The sequence below is a fragment of the Mesorhizobium sp. M7A.F.Ca.US.005.03.2.1 genome (assembly GCF_003997795.1).
In the GTDB taxonomy this organism is placed as follows: Bacteria; Pseudomonadota; Alphaproteobacteria; order Rhizobiales; family Rhizobiaceae; genus Mesorhizobium; species Mesorhizobium ciceri.
In genome coordinates, this window is sequence record NZ_RZRP01000242.1 from 1 (window position 1) to 7,570 (window position 7,570).

7 protein-coding genes and 1 pseudogene are annotated in these 7,570 nt (G+C 64.9%); 6 read left to right on the forward strand and 2 right to left on the reverse strand.

Annotation, left to right across the window (positions count from 1 at the left end; all coding sequences use genetic code 11):
• A pseudogene (locus tag EN991_RS40885) lies at positions 1-148 on the forward strand (polyhydroxyalkanoate synthesis repressor PhaR); the annotation flags it as partial.
• A gap of 21 nt (positions 149-169) precedes the next feature.
• On the opposite strand, the gene EN991_RS15430 reads toward EN991_RS40885, so the two are convergent.
• A complete protein-coding gene (locus EN991_RS15430; protein WP_027162501.1) occupies positions 170-1,309 on the reverse strand; it encodes a citrate synthase in 1,140 nt (379 codons plus the stop codon).
• A 92-nt stretch (positions 1,310-1,401) separates the two neighbouring features.
• Between EN991_RS15430 and EN991_RS15435 the strand changes: the two genes are divergently transcribed.
• From EN991_RS15435 to EN991_RS15445, 3 genes are all read left to right on the forward strand, one after another.
• A complete protein-coding gene (locus EN991_RS15435) occupies positions 1,402-2,490 on the forward strand; it encodes a citrate synthase/methylcitrate synthase (protein WP_127369066.1) in 1,089 nt (362 codons plus the stop codon).
• A gap of 178 nt (positions 2,491-2,668) precedes the next feature.
• Positions 2,669-3,460 carry a 3-hydroxybutyrate dehydrogenase gene (locus EN991_RS15440; RefSeq protein ID WP_164753469.1) on the forward strand — a complete coding sequence of 264 codons (792 nt, stop codon included), beginning with the start codon at positions 2,669-2,671 and terminating at the stop codon, positions 3,458-3,460.
• A gap of 49 nt (positions 3,461-3,509) precedes the next feature.
• On the forward strand, positions 3,510-4,640 hold the full coding sequence (locus EN991_RS15445) for a patatin-like phospholipase family protein (protein ID WP_013529189.1): 1,131 nt from the start codon (positions 3,510-3,512) through the stop codon (positions 4,638-4,640).
• Positions 4,641-4,673: 33 nt separating this feature from the next.
• Here the strand turns inward: EN991_RS15445 and EN991_RS15450 are convergent, their stop codons facing one another.
• Positions 4,674-5,270, reverse strand: coding sequence for a TetR/AcrR family transcriptional regulator (locus EN991_RS15450; protein WP_063173230.1), 597 nt, complete (start codon positions 5,268-5,270; stop codon positions 4,674-4,676).
• A 123-nt stretch (positions 5,271-5,393) separates the two neighbouring features.
• Here EN991_RS15450 and EN991_RS15455 point away from each other — a divergent pair, with 123 nt between their 5' ends.
• Positions 5,394-5,855: a (2Fe-2S)-binding protein gene (locus EN991_RS15455; protein ID WP_027162497.1), complete on the forward strand. Its 462-nt coding sequence runs from the start codon at positions 5,394-5,396 to the stop codon at positions 5,853-5,855.
• 2 nt (positions 5,856-5,857) lie between these two features.
• A partial coding sequence (locus EN991_RS15460; protein ID WP_164769094.1) for a molybdopterin cofactor-binding domain-containing protein occupies positions 5,858-7,570 on the forward strand: 1,713 nt, incomplete at its 3' end.

Genomic DNA, 7,570 nt, shown 5'->3' on the forward strand with positions numbered 1-7,570 from the left:
CACGCCGTTCCAGCCCGCTGGCTCCGCGCCAGCCGCTGCGACGTCGCCCGAGCCGGCCAGGAAGGAAACGCCTGACAAGCCCGACGATCTTCAGGAACTGAAGGACCAGATCGCGGCCATGCAGCGCAAGCTCGACACGATGTCCTGAGCGCCTGGCGTTCTTGCGGCCTTACACCAGCACGCCCTCATAGCGGCCGCGCGGCCGGATGACACTTCCGCTTGTTATCTGTTCGACCGTGTGCGCGGCCCAGCCGACGCTGCGTGCGAGCGCGAACAGGCGGAACGGTGCATCGCGCGGCAAGCCTAGGCTGCGCGTCAGCGCGGCCAGCCCAAAGTCGATGTTGGGAAGCGCGCCGGTCGCCGCAAAGGCAGCGTCGCGCAGCGACGATAGTGTGCCGTCAACCTCGATCACCGACAGCAGCGCCGCCCCGCGGGGATCGCCGTCAGGATAGAGTTGATGACCGAACCCCGGCAGCGGCCGGTCATGGCTGAGCCAGCGCCGGATCGTCGCATCGGCGCCATGCCGCGCCGCATCCTCGGCCAGTTGCATCACCGCCTCGCCGGCGCCGCCATGGCGCGGGCCTGACAGCGTCGCGAGCCCTGCCAGCAGGCAAGCGGCCAGCGGCGCGCCGGTCGAGGCTGCGACGCGCGCGGCGAAGGTCGACGCATTCAGTTCATGATCGGCAAGCAGGACAAGCGCACGGCGGATCGCATCGGCGCGGCCGGCATCCACCGACCAGTCCTGCGCAAGCCGCTGATGGACGGGATTTGACCCCGCCGGTGCGCCCAGCGCGGCGGCCAGCACGCCGACCGCGTGCGCGGCATCGGCATGCAGCGAGGCGGCGCTGCGCCCGAGCGACGGGCGCCCCTGACCGGCAAGCACGGCAAGTTGCGCAAAGGCCGAGGCTCGGCCAGCTTGATGGGGTGCGTCCGGCGACGCTGCTTCGAAAGCCACTGGTTTCGGCAGAGCCCAGAGAACGGCGGCGGCTTCTTCCAGTGTGGCGTGCCCGGAGAGCACTGCGGCGTCCTGCCCGCGATAGATGAGCCGACCGTGCGAGACGGTCGAAATCGCCGTTACGATCGAGGGCTCGCCCCAGGCGATGGCGCTTTCGGCGATGACTGACGGGCTGCGGCCGCGCGCCCGGCGGGTCGCCAGTGCGGCGATATCGTCGGCGCGGTACTGGCTGCGGCGCGGATCGGCGCGGTCGGGCCGCATGCCGATGCGCCCACGGCTGACATAGGCGTACAGCGTCTGCGCCCGCACCTTGAGTCTCTCCAGCGCCTCTTCCCGGGACAACCACTCGGACATATCGAGCCCTGATATTGATTCTATTGATCAAGATTGATGGAAACGTTGCCCATCTCTATCTCCGATCCGGAAATGCTTCAAGGAGACAGGCTATGGCGAATGGGCTCGATGATGTGGTGGCGGCGGAAACCGTGCTTTCCGATGTGGATGGTCTTGGCGGCCGTCTGACGATCCGAGGTCATTCGCTGCCGGAACTGGCCGGCCGTTGGAACTATGCCCAGGTGGTTAGGCTGCTGCTCGACGGCTTCTTCAACGACCTTCCCGATGATGCGCAACTGTCGCGGGCGCTGGGACAGGCGAGTGCGGACGTGTTCGAACGGCTCTTGCCCTCGCTGCCTTTGCTGGCGCCGCTCGATGTCTACAGCGCCATGCGCGCCGGCATGGCGCAGCTGCCGGATGGCGAGACCTTGACCGACGCCTTGCTGCTGATCGCGGCGCCCGCCGTGCTGACGCCGGCGCTGCTGCGCCTGCGGCGCGGCGAGCAGCCGATCGCGCCGGACAGCCGCGCCGATCATGCCGCCGACATGCTGAGGATGCTGAGCGGCCGCGTCGCCTCGCAGGCGCTCACAAAAGCGCTCGACACCTATCTGGTGACCGTCTGCGACCATGGCCTCAACGCATCGACCTTTGCGACGCGCGTGGTCGCCTCCACGCAGGCCGGCCTGACATCGTCCCTGCTGGCCGGGCTTGGCGCGCTCAAAGGGCCGCTGCATGGTGGCGCGCCTGGCCCCGTCATCGAGATGCTGGATGCGATCCAGGCGCATGGCGATGCCGCCGGCTGGCTGCGCAACGAGATCGCGCAGGGCAGGCGCATCATGGGGTTCGGCCATCGCATCTACCGTGTGCGCGATCCGCGCGCCGATGTGCTGAAGGCCGTGGTGCGGCAACTCGGCGGCGAGGGCGAAACCGGTCGCCGGCTGGCCTTTGCGGAGACCGTCGAGCAAACGGCGCTCGAGGTGCTTAGGATCGCAAAGCCGCAGCGTTCGCTGCAGACCAATGTCGAGTTCTACACCGCGCTGGTGCTGCAAGCGGCGGGCTTTCCGCCGCAAGCTTTTAGCAATGTCTTTGCCGCCGGGCGCGTGGCCGGCTGGATCGCGCATGCGCGTGAACAGCAGACGACTGGACGGCTGATCCGACCGCAGTCGCGCTATATCGGGCCGGTGCCGGACCTGGTCGCCTGAGGTTCTTTCGGCGCCTGGCGAGCGACACCGATCCGATCAGGATCCTCCTGGTGAGCGGCCGTGTGGCCGCTCATGACGAAAATTTCATCTCGTCGAAAAATTCTGGCCGCTGTTATTGCGTCGCATTGAGCATATATGCTGCACTGCAACATAAGATCGCTCTTGCCGCAATCAGAGGATTTCGACCTTGGCCGCCAGAAAAACCGCAGTCATCACCGGCTCTACATCGGGCATTGGCCTGGCCATCGCCCAGGCGCTGGCGGCCGAAGGCCATAATGTCGTCGTCAACTCCTTCTCCGACACGGCTGCCGACCACGCCATCGCTGACGCGATCGCCAGACAGCACAAGGTGAAGACGGCCTATATCAAGGCCGACATGTCGAAGCCGGCCGAATGCCGGGCGCTGATCGCCAAGGCGGCCGAGACATTCGGTTCGGTCGATATTCTCGTCAACAATGCAGGCATCCAGCATGTCGCGCCGGTGGAAGAGTTCCCGATCGAGAAATGGGACGCCATCATTGCCATCAACCTGTCGTCGGCGTTCCACACCATCGCGGCCGCCATCCCGCTGATGAAAAAGGCCGGCGGCGGCCGGATCGTCAACATCGCCTCGGCGCATGGCCTGGTCGCGTCGCCGTTCAAATCGGCCTATGTCTCGGCCAAGCACGGCATCATGGGATTGACCAAAACCGTTGCGCTCGAACTGGCGCGCGAAAAAATCACCTGCAACGCCATCTGCCCCGGCTATGTGCTGACGCCGCTGGTCGAGGCGCAGATCCCCGACCAGATGAAAGCCCATCAGATGGACCGCGAGACCGTCATCCGTGAGGTCATGCTGGACAAGCAGCCGACCAAGGAATTCGTCACGGTGGAGCAGATCGCGGCAGCGGCGGTGTTCCTGTGCTCGGACGCGGCGGCGCAGGTCAACGGCACGCATCTCTCGGTCGACGGCGGCTGGACCGCCGCGTGAGGCGCAAAACTCTCTCATCCACCCAAAGGGACAGATCAAGGACGACGCCATGACCAAGAACGGCAAGGCGGAGGAGACGAAGAAGATCAACGTAGCGCTTCAGGGCGGCGGCTCGCACGGGGCCTTTTCCTGGGGTGTGCTCGACCGGCTGCTGGAGGACGGACGGCTGGAGATATCAGCAGTGTCCGGCACCAGCGCCGGAGCCATGAACGCGGTGGCGCTGGCCGACGGATATGTGCGCGGCGGAGTCGAAGGCGCGCGGCAAAAACTTGACGATTTCTGGCGCGCGGTGGCGGCCAAGGGGCGGTTCAGCCCGGTGCAGCGCATGCCGTGGGACGTCGCCTGGGGCAACTGGTCGATCGAGAACACGCCCGGCTATCTCTTCTTCGATACCATGTCGCGGGTGTTCTCGCCCTATGTCGCCAACCCACTCGGCCTCAATCCGCTGCGCGACGTGGTGCAGCAGGAGATCGATTTCGAGAACGTCCGCGCCTGCAAGTCGATGGAACTGTTCATCTCGGCGACCAATGTCGAGACCGGACAGTTGCGCGTCTTTTCCGACGGGGAGATCGACCTCGATACGGTGATGGCCTCGGCCTGCCTGCCGCAATTGTTCCGCGCCGTCGAGATCAAGGGCGTGCCCTATTGGGATGGCGGCTATGGCGGCAATCCGGCGCTTTATCCGTTCTTCAAGACGGCTGCGACCGAGGACGTGCTTCTGGTGCAGATCAATCCGGTGGTGCGCGAGGGAACACCAAGAAGCGCCAACGAGATCCAGAACCGCATCGACGAGATCACCTTCAACGCCGGGCTGCTGCGCGAATTCCGCTCGATTGCCTTCGTCAAGGAGCTGATCGCCGCCGGCCGTCTGCCACATGGCGAGTACCGCGACATCCGCATGCACCGCATCGATGCCGACGAGGCGTTCAAGGACCTGTCGGCGTCCTCGAAGGTCAACGCCGAATGGGCGTTTCTGACCTACCTCAGAGATCTCGGCCGCACCGCCGCCAGCGACTGGCTGGAAGAGAATTACGACGCCGTCGGCAAGCGACCGACGCTCGATCTCTCCGGCGAACTGGATGACGGCTACAAGCCGGTGCGCGGTCCGGCACCCGGCCGGCGGGTCAAGGAATTTCTTGCGGCGCGCAAGAACCCGGAGGCGGAGCGCCGGCGCGCCTGAGCGACCAATCGATGTGCATCGATTGGTCCGCAATCATGCTTTCAAGGTCAGGTCGATCACCCTGATCAGGGCAGCGGCTGCCTGCCGCTGCCCCTCCGGATCTCTGATCCGCGCCTTCATGCCTTCCAGCCCGTCGAGCAGCATGTCGGCAAGCAGTTGCGCCGACAGGCCCCTGGCCGCCAGATCGACGCCGTTCCTGGCTGCCTCGCCCTCTATCGCGGCGCCGATGTGTTGGCCAAGCCCGCCGCGCCAGCAGCCCACCAGATCGCCAAGGCTCGATTTCATGTCCAGCAATTCGGCGCCGTGCGGCGAGGCAACGACCGCGCTCATCATCGAGATAAAGGCCTCATCGATGGCTCGCATCATGCGCTCGGTGAAAGGGCCGTCGCCGGATAGGGCAAACCTTGCCGCCTCGACCGAGCGCGACAGGATCATCATGGCGATGGCGCGGAAAATGTCGGTCTTGTTCTTGAACAGGAGATAGAGCGCCGGGCGCGACATGTCGGCGGCACGGGCGATGTCGTCCATGGTGGTGCGCGAGAAGCCATAGGCCAAAAACACCTTCATCGCGCCATCCAGAATACGGGCGCGTTTGGGATCGGCGGTGGCGATGTCTTCGATCTGGTTCATCGAGCAATTCTATCCTGCAAAATCCTAATTGACAAAATGACGAAATTTGTCAATCTGTATCGGAGCGAAACGGCCGGGAGGCCGCTTCGCCCTTGGCAGTGGACGACAACAAAGGGTATCCCCATGCGCCTCACCGTCGACGGTCAGTCATTCGATATCGACGCCGATCCGGACATGCCGCTGCTGTGGGCACTGCGCGATCTCATTGGCAAGACAGGGCCAAAATTCGGCTGCGGCATCGCCGCGTGCGGCGCCTGCACCGTGCATGTCGACGGTCAGCCGGCGCGTTCCTGCTCACTCCCAGTTGGGCAGGTCAGCGGCGCTGTCACGACTATTGAAGGCATCGGCACGGCAGGCGGACTGCATCCGGTGCAGCAGGCATGGCTGGAGGAACAGGTCGCGCAATGCGGCTACTGCCAGGCCGGCCAGATCATGAGCGCGGTGGCGCTGCTCGATGAAGTCGCCGACCCAAGCGATGCCGACATCGACAACGCCATGGGCGGCAATCTCTGCCGCTGCGGCACCTATCCCAAAATCCGCTCGGCCATCAAAAAGGCCGCAGCGCTCAAGACGGCGGGGCTCTGACCATGGCCAGGGTCGGAAAGATCGCCCGCCGCACGTTTCTGATTGGCGCTGCCGCTGTCGCTGGCGGCGTTGCCGTCGGCTATTACTACTATCGCAAGCCGTTCCCGAACCCGCTCGAGGCCGAGCTTGGCAAGGGCGAGGCGACGTTCAACCCTTATGTGAAAATCGGCGCCGACAACACCATCACCATCGTCGCGCCGCGCGCCGAGATGGGGCAAGGCATCTCGACGACGCTTGCGGCCATGGTCGCAGAGGAACTCGACGTCGGGCTCGACCGGGTCATGGTCGAGCATGGACCGGCATCCCATGCCTATTACAACGCCGCGATCCTCGAGGAGGGCGGTCCGTTCGCCTTCTTCGATGAAAGCCTGACCGCGCAGGCGGTGCGTTCCGGTCTCGGTGTGGTCGGCAAATTCCTTGCCCTGCAGGGCACCGGCGGTTCGGCTTCGACACGCGACGGTTTTGACAAGATGCGGCAAGCGGGTGCCGCTGCCCGGCAGATGCTGGTCGCAGCGGCAGCGCAAAAACTGGGTGTCGCGGCGGCCGATCTGGAAACGGCCGACGGGTCGATCCTGCACAAGGCGTCGGGCAAATCGCTGACCTACGGCGCGGTGGCCGCGGCTGCCGCCGCGATGGCGCGGCCGGCCGAAGTCAGGCTCAAGGACCGGGCCGACTGGAAGCTGCTGGGAAAGCCGCAGAAGCGCATCGACATGCTGGCAAAGCTCACCGGGGCGCCGATCTTCGGCATCGATGTCCGGCTGCCGGAGATGGTCTACGGCACGGTCAAGATGAGCCCGCGCTTCTGGTCGAAGCCGGTCAAGGCGGACCTCTCCAAAGCCGAGAAAATGCCTGGGGTGATCAAGATCGTGCCGCTCGAGACGAATTACGGCCATGGCTTCGGTATCATCGCGAATAATACATGGGCAGCATTCAAGGCGGCCGAGGCGATCGACGCCCAGTGGTCCGATCCTGAATATCCGCTCAGCAGCGCCGCCATTTCAGATGTGCTGAAGCAGGCGCTTGCCACCAAGGGGTCGGTGATGCGCGACAATGGCGATGTCGAAACCGCCTTTGCCGACGCGCCGCGCGAAAGCATCATCGAGGCAGACTATGCCGTGCCCTATCTGGCGCATGCGACGATGGAGCCGATGAACGCCACGGCACAGTTCAGGGACGGTGCGCTCGACATCTGGTGCGGCAACCAGGCGCCGACCCTGGTGCGGCAGCTTTGCGCCAACGCGGTCGGCATCGAGCAGGACAAGATCAATGTGCACACCACCTTCATGGGCGGCGGTTTCGGCCGGCGCGTCGAGATGGACTACGCGCTGTGTGCCGCGCTGATGGCGAAGGAGACGGGCGGACGCCCGATCAAGGTGACCTGGACGCGTGAAGAAGACATGCGCCACGACGCCTATCGACCGGCCGCAATAGGCAAGTTCCAGGCGCGGCTCGGTGACGATGGCATGCCGATCGCGGTCGACATGAAGATGGCCTCGCCATCGGTGATTGCCGGTACGCTGCGCCGGCTGTTCCCCTCGGTATCGCCGCTCGGTCCCGACAAGACCATTGTCGACGGCGCCTATGACCAGCCCTACACCATCCCGAATTACCGGGTCAGGGGTATCGCGGCGCCGGTCTCCATCCCTGTCGGCTCCTGGCGTTCGGTCGGCAGTTCGGTCAACGGCTTCTTCCATGAGGGCTTCATGGACGAGATC